The sequence below is a fragment of the Fibrella forsythiae genome, from assembly GCF_017353175.1.
Classification (GTDB): Bacteria; Bacteroidota; Bacteroidia; order Cytophagales; family Spirosomataceae; genus Fibrella; species Fibrella forsythiae.
In genome coordinates this window covers 1068153-1082876 of the sequence record NZ_JAFMYW010000002.1, presented here as the reverse complement: position 1 = coordinate 1082876, position 14724 = coordinate 1068153, and the positions used below count along the sequence as shown (strand labels likewise).

Genomic DNA, 14724 nt, shown 5'->3' with positions numbered 1-14724 from the left:
TGTTTTAACGAATGGTCATTGAGTAGTTGATGGCCATTCGTTAATAATCGACCTCCATCCCCAGGGCCTGTCGGAGTTTATGCAGGGCAGGATTCTTTTCGGCGAGGTAATTGAATTTATCCTGCGGCGAATAAATCATCTTTTTAACCTCGGCCATCACCACGGCGTGCTCGATCTGAATCTGCCAGTTTTGCAGGCTCTGCCGTAAATGTGCCAGCAGCTCTGGCAGCATACTGACGAACAGGTCTGCCTGAATGTGGTTGTCCAGATTGAGGCTGATGGTATAGCTATCGAGCGTAAAATCCCGATTCAGAATAATCTGCTCGGTAGCATTATCTGTCTGCTGGCGGCGCTGCACCGCAAACGTTTGCCAGGCAGCCTGAAGGGCAATAACCGTGAAAGGCTGACTGGGCCGCTCGCCGGTAACAACGGTCACTTCTGCTTCAACGACCTGTGGTTTCGCGCCAATGCCAACGGTTGATCGTAACCGACTGGTGGCCGGAAGCGGTGTACCTGTGGCCGGTGCAGCAGTACGCGGCGGCAGCGGCGGGATGGCCGGGCGTGACGCCGCCGGCCGGGCAGCAGCCTGATAATTCCCAACGGGTTCACTGGTGAAGGGCGGCGTTTCGGCTGTAGCTGATGTGGCAGTAGCTGGTTCAGGTACGTTACTATCAGGTACGTTTGTAGCAATTTCGGGCGTTTCTACTACAGCGTTACCGGGTTGGGCACTGTCAGGCTGGGAGTGGCCGTTTTTTTTTTCAGCACCGTTCTCTGTGCTGATGGCAATTCCGTTGGTAGCCGGCGCAATAGCCGATGATCGGCTCGTGGCCGCTGGCTCGGGCATGGCTTCCCAATTCAACAGATCGCGGAGGCTGGCCAGTTTCATCAGGCACAGTTCAACGTGTAGCCGCTGATCTTTGGCCTGCTTGAAGTTCATGTCGCACTGCCCGCCGATGCTTAATCCAGACAGGAGAAAAGACATTGGTGCCTGTGCTGCCTGAGCCAGGTACAACATCTGCACCCGCTCTGTTACCTGAAGCAATTGTACGGTGGCTGCGTCTTTGCAAACCAGCAGATCACGAAAATGACGATTCAGTCCCACCACGAACTGATGGGCATCGAATCCTTTTCGCAGAATCTCGTCAAGTACCAGCAGCGTCTGTGGTAGATTACCCAGCAGCAGCAGATCGGTCAGGCGGAAATAGTAGTCGTAATCGAGAATATGCAGGTTATCAAGCACTTCCCGGTAGCGCAGCGTTCGGTCGGTCGAGAAGGTAACGTTCAGATCGAACATCGACAGGGCATCGCGCAGGCCACCATCGGCCTTTTGGGCAATCAGTTCCAGCGATTCACCATCGGCAGTTACACCTTCTTTAGTGGCAATACTGGCCAGATGAGCCGCCATATCGGCCGTTTTGATCCGGTTGAAGTCGAAGATCTGGCAACGCGACAGAATCGTGGGCAGAATCTTGTGTTTCTCGGTCGTTGCCAGAATAAAAATGGCGTAGACAGGCGGTTCCTCCAGCGTTTTCAGAAATGCATTGAAGGCCGCCGCTGAGAGCATGTGCACCTCATCGATAATATAGATCTTGTATTTTCCCGACTGCGGCGGGTAACGTACCTGATCGATCAGGTTCCGGATATCATCAACCGAGTTATTGGAGGCGGCATCGAGCTCATGAATATTGAACGATGCATTTTGGTTAAAACTAACGCACGACTCACACTGATCGCAGGCCTCTGCGTCGGGCGTTAGATTGGTGCAATTGATTGTCTTTGCCAGGATACGGGCACAGGTGGTTTTACCCACGCCACGTGGCCCGCAAAACAGGAACGCCGACGCCAACTGGTTGGTCCTGATTGCGTTCTTGAGGGTAGTGGTAATGTGCCCCTGACCAACGACGGTGTCAAAGGTGGCGGGGCGGTATTTCCGGGCCGAAACCACAAAATTATCCATACTCAAAGATAACGGGACGAGGGCGGAAAACCTACCTCACCGGCTAACCTGATCGCGGGAGATGCGCCAATATGCTGGCCATTTCACCGGCTAGATGGCTGGCAGATAAATAGTGAATGTGGCTCCTTTTCCAGGTTCGCTGGTGGCTACAATGGCACCGCCGTGGTTCTCAACCACCTTCTGTACGATGGCCAGTCCAATGCCTGTACCTTCGTATTTGCTACGTCCATGCAACCGTTGAAAGACCTGAAAAATTCGATCTACATACTTTTGCTCAAAGCCTATTCCGTTGTCTGATAGCTCGATACGCTCGTAGTAGTCGGCCTGTTGAAGAGGTTTTACGTCGGCAGGGAGTGTAGCTGCGGGCACTCGTTCACTCTGTATGTGTACTACCGGGGAGCTACCCTCCGGCCGGAATTTCAGGGCATTCGATAACAGGTTCTGCAGTAACTGCCGGAGCTGAAAATCATCACCACATACGGTAGGCAAGGGACCGGCATGTATAACGGCGCCGGTTTCCAGGATCGACAAATCAAGGTCGTCGAGCACCCGCGACAACACCGTTTGCAATGAGATCGCTTCCAGGTTCTCCTTACGCGAAGCCAGCCGCGAATACGCCAGCAAATCGCGAATCAGGCCCGACATTCGGTTGGCAGCGGTCTGCATTCTATCGATCAACCCGGTCCCTTCGTCATTCAGCTGATGGCCGAAACTCCCTTTCAGCACATCCCCAAACGACCGGATCTTGCGCAGCGGTTCCTGCAAATCGTGGCTGGCTACGTAGGCAAACTGTTCCAGGTTATCATTTGTTCGTTTCAGGTCGGCAATCGTATTCTCGAGTTGGTGCTGGAGTTGTTTCAGAGCCGTGTAATCGGTAAACGTTACCAATATCCCCCCTTCCATTTTCGTCACCATTATATCCAGCCAGGCGTCGATGCCACCATCATCGTAGTGAAAATCGAACCGCTGATTCTGGCCGGTCAGGTACGTTGCCCGATAGCGCTCAAAAAGCCCGTTCGACACGTAATCGGGAAAAAGCTGGCTACCCAGTTTACCCGTAATTTCTCTGGAATCTTTATTGATATACGTCCCCAACTGCTTGTTGGCCAGTTTGAACCGAAAATCAGTAACCGTTCCCTGTTTATCGAATATGGGTTCAAACAGAAAAATGCCGGTCTGTGAGGTGTCTACAACCGTAATCAGCTCACCAGCAGCATCTTCTACGGCCCGGTTAGCCCGTTTCAGAGCCGAAATGTCGGAGAACGTCACCACGAAACCATCGCCTAGCTGCTGCGCTGAAATGGTCAGCCAGAAATCCAGCCCATCATGATTGTAATAAACTTCCGTCCGGCCGGGTTGCCCCGTTTCGGTGGTATGGGCATACAATTCAAACAAACCGGTTTCCCAGTTTCCGGGGAATACTTCATACAGGCTCTTCCCTACCAACGGCTCAATCGGTAAACCTAAAATCGATTCGCAGGCTTTGTTGACAACTACGAACCGAAAATCGACGATCGTATTCAGTTCAGGATCACGAACGGCTTCAAAGGCCATGATGCCGCTCTCTGAGCCATCGAGCACGCTGTTGAGCAATTCAGTTTGTTTCCGGGTCTGGTTGGCTTGCTGTTCAAGGGTCTGTTGTGCGTGCTTCAGGAGCGTGTAGTCGGTGAAGGTGACCAGTACATCATTGTCTACCCGCACGCTCTGAACATCGAACCAGACATCGAACCCATCAACGTTGTAGTTAATATCAAACCGCTGCGGTTCGCCGGTTAGGTACGTATGCCGGTATTTATCAAAGAGGCCCGTCTCGCGGTAGCTGATAAACCAGTCTGAAGCCACCTGACCCGTGATCCCATCGGGAGTTTGCCCCACCAGCGCGGCCACCATTCGATTAATAGTTTTGAACCGAAAATCGATGATTTGCTCGCCCAGTGGGTCGAAAACGGGGCTGAAGACGAAAATGCCGGTTTGCGAATGATCGATGACCGACTGCAGGTTGCGGGCCGCCTGCTCCACAGTGGCATGGAACTCGTGAGTTTCGGTTGTCTTGGTAACCGTCAGAACCAGGTAATTGCCCTGCTTGTTGATCGACGCCTCGAACCACCCTTTGCGAATAGCATCTTCGTAATAGTATTCGGCCCGGCGGGGTTCACCGTCAATAAATGTTTGGCAATAGAGCCTGAAGAATTCACTCTGTCTGTAATTGGGGTATACCCTTTCCATGGGTTGCCCGATGATAGCCTTGGGATCAAAATTGCTGATTTCGCCCATGGGCTTATTGGCGGCAATGATCAGAAAATCATCGATCTGCTCCTGTACGTTGTAGATAGCCTGTAGCAACAGCACACCTGCCTGCGAACCATTCAGCATTGCCTGCGTCAGGCTGGCCTGTTCTTCCAATGCTTTGGCGGCCTGCATTTCTTCCGATACGTTGCGGGCCACACTCAGCACGCCACCGTCCATGAGCCGGTGCGTGATGGTGTACCAGCCGTTGAGGAGTTCGTTGAACTGGGTATAGGTTTGCGTTACGCCCGTTTGAAGCACTTGGCTCAGCAGCGAAAAGTGTTGCTGGAAGTAGGCTGGCCTGACCTCGGTATCGTCTAGAAAAAACGTGCCCGGCTCAATAGCATAGTTCGTGATTCTCGACTGGGCACGAATTACCTCGTTGACATACACAAACTGAAGGTTGATCAGTTCATTATCGGCGTTATAAACGGGTTTCAGCCAGGCAATTGCCTCAGGCAGAACGTCTAACAGCGCAGACAATGACAGATCGTTGGATGATTCAGGCAACATTCAGAGAAGTTAAAAAAAGCCTTGAGTAGCTGGCGGGATGGGTCAATCAACGGCAATGCAAGTTACATATGGCCTCACCATCCGCACTCGTACTGCGTAATATTTAAAATCAGTAGGATAGCTTCACTACCTTTGATAATCCAAAAATACAACGTATGTGTACCAAACTTTATCAACTTACCAGGGGTGTTTTACTGACGGCACTGTGGCTTGGCAAGCTCGTTCCGGCTCTTGCCCAGCTAGTTACTACACAACCCTCTTTCCCCACGGCCGATCGTGAGGTAACCATTATCATTGACCTGAAACAGGCAAAAGACGGCCGGGCTGCAGGCCTGCTTGGCAAAAAAGACGACGTTTACCTCTGGTCGGGCGCGGGCCGTACCGAAACGGGTAATGCCTTTGAATTTGGCCCAACGGGGCAAACCAATTTCAATGCGCCCTACGCACCCGGCACCATGACTTCGCTGGGTAACGATAAATGGCAGATCAAGATTGTACCCCGCACCTACTACAACGTACCTGTAGGAACCCCCATTAGGCGCCTGGGTCTGGTTGTAAAAAACGGTGCCGGAACCGCACAGACCGAAGATTTTTTTACGCCCATCTACGACGCCAAACTGACCGTTTCCTTTGCCCGTCCTACGGCTAAATTCCTGTTGGTAGAACCCAATACCAGCGTTTCTGTTCGAGCCAACGTTTCTGACAAGGCGACACTGACGCTCCGGGTGAATGGCGTTACGTCGGCGTCGGCCACGAATGCAGACTCACTGGTGGCCAGCGTGCCCACAGGCACCGCCACCAACACCATACGCAAAGTGGTTGTCAGCGCCCAAACGGCTACAGAAACGGCTGCTGATTCGTTTCTGTTGTACGTGAAACCCACCCCCACCATTGCGGCCCTGCCAGCCGGGTTAAAAGACGGCATAAACTACAGCGCTTCTGACCCCACCAGTGCCACGCTGGTCTTGTATGCGCCGAAGAAAACGTTTGTGCTTGTGTTGAGTGAGCAAAACGACTGGACCCCCGACCCGGCTTCGCTCATGAATAAAACACCCGACGGTGACCGCTACTGGCTGGCACTGACGGGTCTCCGATCAGGGCAGGAACTGGCCTTCCAGTACCTCGTAGACGGGCAGATTCCGACCGGTGACCCCTATTCAGACAAGATTCTGGACCGCAACAACGATTCGTTTCTGACGGCCACTTACGCCGGTCTGAAAGCCTTTCCTACCAAAGCGCAGGGACAGATTGTGTCAGTGCTGCAAACCGGACAGACGGCTTATCCCTGGAAAGTGTCCAACTTCACCCGCCCCGATGCTAAAAACATGGTGGTATATGAGTTGCTGGTTCGCGATTTCATCGCTTCCCGCCAGTATAAAAACGTGGGCGACTCGTTACCATACCTGAAGAAACTGGGCATCAACGCCATCGAGATAATGCCCATCATGGAATTTTCGGGCAACGATTCGTGGGGGTATAATCCAATTTATTACTTCGCGCCAGACAAGGCCTATGGGTCGAAAAATGATCTGAAAGCGTTTATCGATAAATGCCACGAAAACGGAATTGCCGTGATTCTGGACATGGTACTGAACCAGGCCGATTACGAGTTCCCGTACGTAAAAATGTATTGGGATGGCACCAAACCATCCACCGACAGCCCCTATTTTAACCCAACGGCCACGCACCCGTTCAGCGTTTTCTTTGATTTCAACCACGAAAGTCCGGCCACGCAGGCACTGGTACAACGAATCAATCAGTACTGGTTGCAGGAATACAAAATGGACGGTTTCCGGTTTGACCTCTCGAAAGGATTCACGCAGAAAAGTAATCCGAACAATGTGGATGCCTGGGGTGCCTATGACGCCAGCCGCGTTGCGATCTGGAAACGGATTTATGACCAGATACGTACCTACGACAAGTCGGCCTACGTGATTCTGGAGCATTTCGCCGATAACACGGAAGAGAAAGAACTGGCCAATTATGGCATGCTGTTCTGGGGTAACCACAATTACAATTACCGCTATGCCGCCCGGGGTGTAGTAAACGGCCGCGACGATAATTTCGACTGGATCTCCTACAAACTGCGCGGCTGGAACAACCCAAATGTTCTGGGTTACATGGAAAGCCACGACGAAGAACGAATGGTATTCGACCTGGTTCAGAACGGAGTTTCGGCAGGTACGTACAATACGAAAGACGTTGCTACAGCACTGGAGCGGGCCAAACTGGCCGCCGCACTGTTTATTCCCGTTCCCGGCCCAAAACTGATCTGGCAATTTGGCGAACTTGGCTACGATCTGGGGATCAACGCCTGCTCTGACGGCAATTACAACAACGATTGCCGCACTGCCGCGAAACCTATTCGCTGGCAGTACACCGCCGATGCCAACCGGGCCAAGCTGCTACGCGTGTATCAGGAGCTGATCAAGCTGAAGCTGTCGCAGCCAGCGTTCCAAACGACTGATTACACGTTTATAGCCAATCAGCCCGTGAAACGATTGGTACTGAACAACGCCACACAACCCGTGGTGATCATCGGCAATTTTGACGTGCAGGCTAATGCTGTCGTGCTCGATTTACCCAAAACCGGTACGTGGTACGATTATTTCACCGGCCAGTCGGTCAACGCTACGGCAAGCACGGCGTTAACCATGCAACCCGGCCAATGGCATATTCTGACCACCACCAAGCTGCCTACGCCCGAAGCCAATATTGTGCCCTGGAATCTGGTGCCGCCAGCCCCGGTAGTACTGGCCACAGAACCACTGTTTGGCCTCACGGTATCGCCAAACCCCACCACCGACGTGGCTGTGCTGGATTGGGAAAGCGCCTATCGTGGCCCGGTAACGGTGTCGGTAAATAGTGTATCGGGACGTACCCAGCAAACGCTGACGGTTCAGAAAACAGCCCAGACATTGCGCCAATCAGTGAGCTTGAAAGCCTTGCCAGCCGGCATGTATTTCCTGAACGTCCAGACAACCGATGGTGCGCAGGTACGTAAGGTGCTAAAGGAGTAGACAATCGTTTTAAACCTATAAGATCAGTCTGCACTAAAAAGCCCCGGCACTCGTCGGGGCTTTTTTAGTGGCAACAAGGAACGTACCCGCAAATATTTGTTCAGAATAAGCTGCTGTTAATCAGCGGGCTATCAGTTCAGCATCCAACACGCGTTCCGGGTGCGTGTAGAGCGTAAATCGGTCGGATCGTAGGAAACCGACCAGGGTTATGCCAGCTTCGCGGGCCAGGTCAACGGCGAGGCTGGATGGTGCTCCCAGTGCAATGAGCATCGGCACACCGGCCATCCAGCATTTTTGAACCAGCTCAAAGCCAATTCGGCCACTGACCAGCACGGCTTGCCGGGCCACAGGTACGTTGCCATTCCAGAAGGCAATGCCCAGCAGTTTATCGAGTGCATTATGGCGGCCAATGTCTTCACGTACCGGACCCAATTGACCGTTTGCGCCCACAAATGCCGCAGCGTGTAGCCCTCCCGTATGGGCGAAGGCCTGCTGTTGGGTACGTAGCTGATCGGGCAATGTCCGCAACGTAGCGGAGTCGAGGCGGAACGTACCTGACACCGGTGCGGGGCAGGAGGTACGGATCGCGTCGATGGATGTTTTGCCACAAACGCCGCAATTCGAGGCTGTGATGCCGTGGCGGTCAAGCCGGGCCCAGTCGAGCTGCACGTCGGGATTGAGTTCAACGCGAATTACATTACCTTTCTCGGTTTCCTCGCGCGAACAGTGGCGGGCCGACAAAATTTCTCCCCGCGCATGCACAATACCTTCGGTGAACAGAAACCCCAGCGCCAGTTCAACGTCGTGGCCGGGCGTTCGCATGGTTACTGCCAGCGGGCGCTGCTGCCGATCATCAGCAGGTCCGTAGCCCAGCCGAATTTCCAGCGGTTCTTCAACAGCCAGCAGGTCGGGCGTTTCTGCGATAGTTCCGGCTGAAAAACGATAAACGGCGGTGGGCGCAACGAGTGGCATAAGCAACTGGATTGTAAAAAGGTCGTATATCTATAAGTTCGCGAAGAGCTAATAGGTTTTACGCTGGCCAAACTTTGTAACGTCAGCATTTTCAATCACTGCGCCATGACCATTCGCCAAGCTACGTTATCCGACCTCGATACGCTTGTTTCGGTTGCCCGACAAAGTTTATACGCGGCCTTTAGTCCGGAAAAATACCCCGGCAACCCCATCCAGCAGTATCTCGACGAAGCCGTCACTGTTCCCGTCTATGCTCAGGAATTCACCAATAAACGCGCCACGTTCTGGCTGGCCGAAGATGACGATGGCCAGGCGATTGGTTTTCTGAAACTCCACGCCCACGCCCCACCACGCCGAATGCCAATCCGGAACGCACTGGAGATTGTTCGCATCTATTTGCTCGACGAGTACGTGGGTCGGGGATACGGTCGCCGACTGATGCAGCACTGCCTGGATTACGCTCATAATCAGGGGCATGCAGCGGTTTGGCTGGGTGTTTGGGAACACAATGCCCCCGCGCTTGTTTTTTATGAGAAGATGGGCTTTGTCCGACTCGGCTGGCATGTATTCTGGTTCGCGGGCGAACGGCAACGTGACTTCTGGCTATGGAAAGCCCTCTAAGTAATTAAACGTTCGGCCCGCATTCGTATCTATACGGAGCTGTACCCAATCAGCTTCACCGCTATATCCTATTCATCCATTGTTACGCGCTATCATTTTACTCCGGATTCTGACTGGCAGCCTGCTGTTTTGGCTGGCCGGTACAACCTGTGTATGGGCGCAAGACTCAACACGAACCGCCACACCCGCCACCAGTACCACAGCCGCCGTAGATACAACGCCCAAACAACTCCCGATCGACTCGCTGATAACGCCCTACGGATTGATGCTGGCCGACAGTGCCGAACGAGTACGCGACAGCGTACGGTATACCCGCCTGAAACAGCGTATGTCGAAAGGCAAGCTCACCCGCGAATTGTATAACATCCTCTTTAGAGACGTGTATAACAGCCGGCCCTCGGGCGAGGTAAACCAGATCGAAGTCAACCCATACAAGACATATGAAGGGCGGGTCATCGGCACCATTTTCATCAAGCGGCTGGGCGTATTTGGTGCCAGTGTGTACGATACGACCCGCAACTCGGCCAACTGGGTGGAGAAGTTTGCCAACAAACTGCACATAAACACCCGGGAAAGCGTCATCCGACGATCCTATTTACAATTCCAGGAAGGCGACCAGATAAACCCCACGGTGCTGCGCGACAACGAACGGCTGCTCCGGAATGTGGGCTTGTTTCTCGACGTTCGTATTCTGGTGGTGCCCCGGCCCAACAGCAGGCAATTCGTTGATGTGTACGTAATTACGCAGGATGTATGGTCGCTGTTACCCGACGGTGGATTCAGCGGATTCAACAATTTTCAGTTCGGCCTCGACCAGCGCAATTTCCGGGGCATGGGGCATCAGCTGTTCAACCGGATCAGCTATAATGCTACGCTGCCCGGACAGAAAACCGAATATCAGGGCCGGTACCTGATTCCCTACATCGGTAAGACCTTCCTGACTGGTCAGGCTGATCTGGTGCTGCTGCGCGACCTGAAATACCTGTCGGCCAAAATCTTCCGCCCCTTCCTGAATCCCGATACAAAATGGGCGGGGCAACTGGAACTTGGCCGCTACTGGACCAACAACCGGGTCACCGACCGGCGCGATAGTATCCTTAGCTTTCCGCTCAACTATTATTACAGCGATATCTGGATTGGCCGGTCGTTTCCGTCACCGTTTCGGGTAAAAAACCCCGATGACCGCGCCCGGATCGTGGTAGCGGGCCGCCTTACGGCTTATGATTATACTAAACGACCGGAAGTTACGGCTGATAGTAATCAGCTTTATCAGAACCGGCGAACCACCATTTTCAGCCTTGGCTATTCGCAGCGCAGGTACGTTCGGGATGTGCTCATTTACGGGTTCGGCCGTACGGAAGACGTGCCATATGGTAGCCTGATGTCGTTTGTCGGTGGGTTTGAAGAAGCCGAACTTGGGTTACGTAACTACTTCGGTATCAGCTTCTCGCGCGGACAGTATATTCATAAAATCGGGTACGTGTATGGCCTGCTTAACACAGGTTCTTATTTCCGGAAAGGGCGTCGTGAGCAATCGGTCGTCAATATGGAAACCAACTATTTCAGCCCCTTACACCGGGTTAAATGGGGGCAGATGCGTCATTTTGTCAATACCCACGTTACGGTAGGTGCCGACCGTTTCAACAATGAATCGATCAACCTGAACAACAATAACATTTTTGGAGCGGGGGGTGAAGGCCTGTTTGGCACCAAACGGCTGATTGTCGACTACGAAAATCTCCTTTTCTCACGGGTCAATATCGCTGGTTTTCGGGTGGCCTTTTTAACGTTTGCCAACATGGGTCTGGTCAGCTACCCCGAGCGATCGCTGCTGGCCGGGCCACTCTATCAGGGCTATGGCATTGGTTTCAGGCTCCGGAATGAGAATCTGACGTTCAACAGCTTCCAGATACGGTTTACGTACTACCCTAATCTTCCCAATAATGCGGCGGCCCTGCGCTACGCCTTCGAGGCCGTCCCCGTTCTGCGTCTTCGCGACTTCGACATCAACTCGCCCCAGGTTAGCACGTTCCAGTAAGCATTTTTTTCCAGCGACGCATGAACTATAACCGCTAAATTACGCTTGTAATTAATGTATCGACATTATATTTGTCACGAAGTTGGAAACAGTCGGTTGTCTCCTTCTTCGAGCACTATTCTGACGACACCTACGCACATGAAAATTGAAGAGGAAATAAAACAGTCGCAGTTCAAATCACCGCTCCACCGGCTGATCGTGAACCTGATGTACACCAACAACTGGCTGTGCGACAGTCAGATGCGCCTACTCAAGCCTTTTGGACTCACCGTACCGCAATATAATGTGTTACGGATTCTTCGGGGTCAACATCCCCAGCCCGTGAAGATCAACGACATCACAGAACGAATGATGGATAAGATGTCGAACGCCTCGCGGCTGGTCGACAAACTGGTCAGCAAGAAGCTTGTGCTCCGGACCGAATGCCCCAGCGACCGCCGCGCCGTTGATGTTCTGATCGACGAAAAGGGGCTGGCGCTGCTCAAAAAAATTGATGAAGCGCAAGATAATTGGGAACTCCAGTTTAAAGCATACGAAGGTCTGAAAGCCGACGAGCTGAACGCCATGCTGAACGACTTCCGCAGCGTGGCCACCGACGATTAATTACCAAGTTTATTCACTATATAATACACAGTTCAAATGAAAAACAACCTGATTCTGGCTGGCTTTGCCGCTCTCGCTCTAACTGCAACTACCGCATTCACTGGCCCAGGCAAATCGACGACCAAAGCTGTTGCCCCTAAAGCAACTACTTACAAAATTGATGCAGCGAAAAGCACGTTATCGTGGAATGGCAAAAAAGTAACCGGCGAACACTCGGGCAACATTAAAGTACAGGATGGTGCGTTTGTGGTTGACGGCAGCAAAGTAACGGGCGGGCAGTTTACGTTCGACATGAACAGCATTACCTGTACCGACCTGACCGACAAGGGCTACAACGACAAGTTTATCGGCCACATGAAATCGGAAGATTTCTTTAACACCGCTAAATTCCCAACGTCGACCTTCAAAATCACAAAAGTGACGCCAAAGGGGGGTGAGTTGTATGATATCACGGGCAACATGACTATCAAAGGCATCACCAACGCGGTTACATTCCCGGCCACGGTAAAAGTTGCCGGCAATCAGATCACGGCTACCGGTAAGGCCACACTCGACCGGACGAAATACGATATCCGTTACGGATCGAAATCGTTCTTCGAGAACATTGGTGACAAAGCCATTTATGACGACTTCACCGTTGACATGAAGCTGGCTGCTACGAAATAATTTCGGTTTACCCTTACATGGTTGCTGAAACCAAGCCCCGGCCAATGTCGGGGCTTTTTTTGGGCCTACAGTTTTCTGTTGGTTCGCCACAAAAGCCAGAGTAGCCATACCGCCAGTGCCAGCAGCGAAAGCAGGCCCGCGATACCCCAAACCCACACCGACGAAACGACTCTTTCCACTTGTTTAGCCACTTTGTTTATCTGTCTTTACAACCGGATACTACGACTATTCTTTTCTGCCAGAACGGGTATACTGAGTAAACGGAACCTATTCTGTATATCTGGTAGCTAACTACTCGTCGGATAAGCAGCCGCAAATGCGCTTTTTCTATTAGTTTGCAATCATGAAGCCCGAAACGATTGCGTTACTCTCAACGCATTATTACGACCGTAATGCTGGTGCACTGGCACCGCCCATTTACCTGTCGACAACCTACGAACGCGATGCCGATGGTACATTCAAGCACGGCTATCTGTATGCTCGCAACGCCAACCCGAACCGCGATGCCCTTGAACGCAGCCTGACCGCCCTGGAAGGGGGTTTTGCCTCCACGACCTACGCCTCGGGTCAGGCGGCTACCATGAACCTGTTTCTGGCGCTGGCTCCCGGCGATCATGTACTGGTGCCTACCGATGCCTATTACGGAACGCCCGCCCTGCTTGAAGAACTGATGCACCCCTGGGGCCTTACCTACACCCGCGTCGACATGACCGATCTGGATCAGGTACGTGCCGCCATGCACGACAATACACGGGTGATCTGGCTCGAAACGCCCTCGAATCCGCTGCTGAAAATTGTTGATATTCGCGCACTGGCCGACATTGCCCACGCGGGCGGTGCCATCTGTGTGTGCGATAATACCTGGGCCACCCCTATTCTGCAACGGCCGCTCGATCTGGGTTGTGATGTAGTGATGCACGCCACGACCAAATATTTTGGCGGGCACTCCGATGTGCTGGGTGGTGCCTTGGTCTTCAAAGAAGATGGCACCCTGTATCAGCGTATTCGTCGGCTCCAGTCGGTTGGTGGTGCCGTACCGTCGCCATTCGAGTGCTGGCTAGTATTGCGGGGCATTAAAACCCTGGCAGCCCGGATTCGGTTGCAGAGTGAAACAGCGGGAAAAGTAGCCGAATTCCTGGCTACGCACCCCAACGTAGAGGCCGTTCATTACCCCGGCCTGCCTACTGACCCCGGCCATGAACTGGCTAAAAAACAGATGACCGGTTTCGGTGCCATGCTGTCTGTTCAGGTACGTGGTGGTGCCGACGAAGCCATTCGGACGGCGGCTAAAGTGCAGGTGTTTACCCGCGCCACTAGTCTTGGCGGTGTTGAAAGCCTGATCGAGCACCGGGCCAGCGTTGAGGGCCCTACCAGCCAAACACCACCCAACCTACTCCGTATGTCGATCGGCCTGGAACATGCCGACGATCTGATCTTTGACCTGAAGCGGGCGCTTGATTAAAAGCAGAGAGTCTGGATTCTGGGGTTGCAAGTTCAACCCCAGAATCCAGACTCTCTGCTTTTAATCAAGCGCCCCGCATCACTTACTGGTAACGGTTACGACGTAGGTTTTCTTTAGTTGCCCATCACCGTTTGCGCCAGCTTGCTTTTCCGTAAACACCACCCGGGCTGTACCGGCTGTAACACCTTTGATCAGAAAAACGGCTCGTCTCGCTTGAACAGACGCCGAACCGCTGCCGGTTGACGTCATTGTCTGTTTGCGCGATACGTCAACCACTTCCTGATTATCAGATGTGGCGGCGAGTTGCCAGGTCGTGTCGGCGCGGGTATTTATGGTTACTTCCTGGATGTCGCCCACGTTCAGCCGAAGTTTCTGTCCGTCTGCCAGGCTGGTGCGGTCAGTGGTGCAGGCCATCATCAGGGCAAACAGGCAGGCCATCAGCGCAAGCGCACACATTTGAACTGCGTGCGATGCCTGGCTCAGCAGTCGTTTGGCCAGGGTAACGAATTTGTTGTTCATAGGGTAGTAACCCAATTGACTTACCTACGGTTTTAACAGCCTTTCGGCTTACCTACTGGCTCCACCG

10 protein-coding genes are annotated in these 14724 nt (G+C 52.9%); 6 read left to right on the top strand and 4 right to left on the bottom strand.

Annotated features, from left to right (window positions below; all coding sequences use genetic code 11):
• Positions 1-40 precede the first annotated feature (40 nt).
• Both J2I46_RS10530 and J2I46_RS10525 read right to left on the bottom strand, forming a co-directional pair.
• A complete protein-coding gene (locus J2I46_RS10530; protein WP_207328955.1) occupies positions 41-1957 on the bottom strand; it encodes a DNA polymerase III subunit gamma/tau in 1917 nt (638 codons plus the stop codon).
• A 90-nt stretch (positions 1958-2047) separates the two neighbouring features.
• Positions 2048-4756 carry a PAS domain-containing sensor histidine kinase gene (locus tag J2I46_RS10525; RefSeq protein WP_207328954.1) on the bottom strand — a complete coding sequence of 903 codons (2709 nt, stop codon included), beginning with the start codon at positions 4754-4756 and terminating at the stop codon, positions 2048-2050.
• Between the two features lie 155 nt (positions 4757-4911).
• Between J2I46_RS10525 and J2I46_RS10520 the strand changes: the two genes are divergently transcribed.
• Complete coding sequence (locus J2I46_RS10520) at positions 4912-7776, top strand: alpha-amylase family glycosyl hydrolase (RefSeq protein ID WP_207328953.1); 2865 nt, start codon at positions 4912-4914, stop codon at positions 7774-7776.
• Positions 7777-7896: 120 nt separating this feature from the next.
• On the opposite strand, the gene fdhD is transcribed toward J2I46_RS10520, so the two are convergent.
• On the bottom strand, positions 7897-8748 hold the full coding sequence (gene fdhD, locus J2I46_RS10515) for a formate dehydrogenase accessory sulfurtransferase FdhD (RefSeq protein ID WP_207328952.1): 852 nt from the start codon (positions 8746-8748) through the stop codon (positions 7897-7899).
• A gap of 105 nt (positions 8749-8853) precedes the next feature.
• Between fdhD and J2I46_RS10510 the strand changes: the two genes are divergently transcribed.
• The 5 genes from J2I46_RS10510 (at position 8854) to J2I46_RS10490 (ending at position 14138) form a co-directional block, all read left to right on the top strand.
• The gene (locus J2I46_RS10510; protein WP_207328951.1) at positions 8854-9369 is read left to right on the top strand and encodes a GNAT family N-acetyltransferase; all 516 of its coding nucleotides are present in this window, start codon (positions 8854-8856) and stop codon (positions 9367-9369) included.
• Positions 9370-9448: 79 nt separating this feature from the next.
• Positions 9449-11407: a BamA/TamA family outer membrane protein gene (locus J2I46_RS10505; protein ID WP_229379679.1), complete on the top strand. Its 1959-nt coding sequence runs from the start codon at positions 9449-9451 to the stop codon at positions 11405-11407.
• A 138-nt stretch (positions 11408-11545) separates the two neighbouring features.
• Positions 11546-12010: a MarR family winged helix-turn-helix transcriptional regulator gene (locus tag J2I46_RS10500; RefSeq protein ID WP_207328950.1), complete on the top strand. Its 465-nt coding sequence runs from the start codon at positions 11546-11548 to the stop codon at positions 12008-12010.
• A gap of 36 nt (positions 12011-12046) precedes the next feature.
• Entirely contained in the window at positions 12047-12676 is a 630-nt protein-coding gene (locus tag J2I46_RS10495) for a YceI family protein (RefSeq protein WP_207328949.1), read from the top strand.
• 343 nt (positions 12677-13019) lie between these two features.
• Positions 13020-14138 carry a trans-sulfuration enzyme family protein gene (locus tag J2I46_RS10490; protein ID WP_207328948.1) on the top strand — a complete coding sequence of 373 codons (1119 nt, stop codon included), beginning with the start codon at positions 13020-13022 and terminating at the stop codon, positions 14136-14138.
• A gap of 78 nt (positions 14139-14216) precedes the next feature.
• Here the strand turns inward: J2I46_RS10490 and J2I46_RS10485 are convergent, their stop codons facing one another.
• Entirely contained in the window at positions 14217-14657 is a 441-nt protein-coding gene (locus J2I46_RS10485; RefSeq protein WP_229379678.1) for a hypothetical protein, read from the bottom strand.
• Positions 14658-14724 lie beyond the last annotated feature (67 nt).